This window comes from Micrococcus sp. KRD070 (assembly GCF_017168435.1).
Lineage (GTDB): Bacteria > Actinomycetota > Actinomycetes > Actinomycetales > Micrococcaceae > Micrococcus > Micrococcus luteus.
Genome location: NZ_JABFNH010000039.1, coordinates 1 through 2,646, shown reverse-complemented (window position 1 = coordinate 2,646; position 2,646 = coordinate 1). Strand labels below are relative to the sequence as shown.

Annotated in this window: 2 protein-coding genes; both read left to right on the top strand. The window is 70.0% G+C overall.

The window, feature by feature from the left end; genetic code table 11:
• Positions 1 to 213 precede the first annotated feature (213 nt).
• Positions 214 to 1,737: an IS21-like element ISMlu14 family transposase gene (locus J1M38_RS11460; RefSeq protein WP_206482092.1), complete on the top strand. Its 1,524-nt coding sequence runs from the start codon at positions 214 to 216 to the stop codon at positions 1,735 to 1,737.
• Positions 1,734 to 2,519: an IS21-like element helper ATPase IstB gene (istB, locus tag J1M38_RS11455; RefSeq protein ID WP_010078636.1), complete on the top strand. Its 786-nt coding sequence runs from the start codon at positions 1,734 to 1,736 to the stop codon at positions 2,517 to 2,519. Before J1M38_RS11460 ends, istB begins: the two co-directional genes overlap by 4 nt.
• The last annotated feature ends 127 nt before the right edge of the window (positions 2,520 to 2,646 follow it).

Genomic DNA, 2,646 nt, shown 5'->3' with positions numbered 1-2,646 from the left:
TGTAAGCGGCCATGAAAAGCTGCCCATAGGTGGCCAGGGAATGACCCGCTGACGGCCATGAGGACTGCCCAGTGATGGCCACGGGAACTGCCCGGTGCTGGCCATCTGGTTTGCCCGCGTTGCTCGTTGCCCGCCGCGTCGTGAGCCGGCGGGGGCCTCCTCCCCGGGTTGGATATCGGTGTCGAATCGAATCCAGCGAGGAAGAGGCCCTGAATGAAGGATGCCGCAGAAACCATGAAAATACTCAGTGCCTATGACCTGACCAAGTCATTGCGGGGCGCCGCCGAGCTGGCCGGTTGCTCCCATCACACCGTGGCCCGGCTGGTGCGGGCCCGCGACGCCGGCCAGACCCCTGGATCCGGAGCCAGCCGCCCGAAGGTCACCGATGTCTGGCTGCCCAAGATCGAGGAATGGGTCGAGGCCTCCACGGGCAGGATCCGCGCCGATGTCGTGCACGCCAAGCTCACCGCAATGGGCTACACCGGCTCTGAGCGCTCCACCCGGCGGGCGGTGGCCGAGGTGAAGGCCGCCTGGCGGGCCGGGAAGCGCCGGGTGCACCGGCCCTGGATCACCGAGCCGGGCGCATGGCTGCAGTACGACTTCGGCGATGGGCCGGCGATCGACGGGGCCAAGACGGTGCTGTTCGTGGCCTGGCTGGCCTGGTCCCGCTACCGGATCGTCATCGCCCTGCGTGATAGGACGGCTCCGAGTGTGTTCGCCGCCCTGGACCGGTGCTTCCGGCTGATCGGGGGCGCGCCGACCTATGTGCTGACGGATAACGAGAAGACAGTGACGGTCTCTCATGTGGCCGGGGTGCCGGTGCGTAACCAGGCCACCGTGGCGTTCGCTCGGCATTACGGCGTGGAGGTGCTGACCTGCCAGCCAGCGGATCCGGCCGCCAAGGGCGGGGTGGAGAACGCGGTGAAGCTGGCCAAGGCCGACCTGGTCCCGAAGGACACCAACCTGCGGGACCAGTACGCCTCGTTCGCTGAGCTCGAGGCCGCCTGCGCGGGGTTCATGGCCATGGTGAACTCCCGGGAGCACCGGGTGACCCGGCGCCGCCCGGACCACATGCTCGCCGAGGAGACCAGCGCGTTGCATCGGATCCCCGCCACGGCGCACACCGTGGCCTACGGGGTGGGACGGAAGGTGCCGGAGAACACGCCGATGGTCTCCTTCGAAAACGCCCAGTACTCGGTGCCCGCGCACCTGCTCGGGGCCGAGGTGTTCGTGCGCCATCACGGCACCGGACCGGACTCGATGGTGGTGATCATGCACGCCGGTGCGCAGGGGCCGGTGGAGGTCGCCCGGCACCGGGTGGCCCGGCCCGGGTCCCCGGCCATCGACGACGCGCACTTCCCCGGCCACGAGACGGACAAGGTGCCCGGGGACTACACCCCGGTGCCCCGTTCGGCGGCGGAGGCCGAGTTCCTGGCCATCGGGGCCGGAGCGAGGACCTGGCTGCTGGAGGCCGCCGCGGCCGGCACCAGCCGGATCGGTCAGAAGATGGCCGAGGCCGTCACCCTGGCCAAGCTCGCCGGCACCGACCAGGTCGACCGCGCCCTCGGGGTGGCCGCGGTGCACCAGCGCTTCGCCCACGGCGACCTGGCCTCCCTGCTCACCGCCGCCGGCCACCGCACCGGGATGCACACCGCCACCGAGGAACGGTCCCTGACCCAGGGCACCGCCGGCTGGGCCGGCCTCGGTACCTCCAACACCGAGGGGGCAGCCCGGTGAGCATCCACACCCCGAACACCGCCGCACCGGCGCTGCCGGCCGATTTGGAGGCGCTGTTGCGGCAGCTGAAGATGCCCCACGCCCGCGGTATCGCCGCCGAGGTACTGGCCACCGCCCGGGCCCAACGCTGGGAGCCGGCCGAGGTCCTCAAGGCCCTGCTGGTCGAGGAGACCACCGGTCGGGCCCGATCCATGCTCGCCGCCCGGCGCAAGGCCGCCGGGTTCCCCACCGGCAAGACCTTCACGACCTGGGATCCGGGCGCCTCCTCGATCCCGGCCCCGACCCAGCAGTCCCTGCGCACCCTGGAATGGCTCTCGCGCAGAGAGAACCTCGTGGTCTGCGGGCCCTCCGGCACCGGCAAGACCTTCTTCCTCGAGGCCCTGGGCCAGCAGGCCGTGGAGGAGGGCAAGCGGGTGGCCTGGTTCACCCTGGAGGACCTCGGGGCGATGATCCGGGCCCACCGGCCCGATGACACCATCACCAAAGCCGTCGCCCGAATCCTGCGCGCCGACCTGATCGTCATCGACGACATCGGCCTGCTGCCGGTCGCCGACGATGCCGCCGAGGGCCTCTACCGCATCGTGGACGCCGCCTACGAGAAACGCTCCGTAGCGATCAGCTCGAACCTGCACCCGGCCGGCTTCGACGAGCTGATGCCCAAGACCCTGGCCACCGCCACCGTGGACCGGCTCCTGCACCACGCCCACGTGTGCCAGACCACCGGAGACTCCGTACGGATGACCCAGGCAATGGCCGGGAAGGGAGTCATGCCACTGAACTGATCCCATCACGGTGGCCAGCACCACCACCCAAACGGGCAAACCAGCTGGCCACCAGTGGGCAGTTCTGATGGCCACCAGCGGGAAGAAACACTGGCCGCCTATGGGCAGAACTCAATGGCCCTTGACA

Bases quoted from the DNA above. Each gene is read 5' to 3' on its own strand.
- J1M38_RS11460 (WP_206482092.1), top strand. From the start codon at position 214: ATGAAGGATGCCGCAGAAACCATGAAAATACTCAGTGCCTATGACCTG.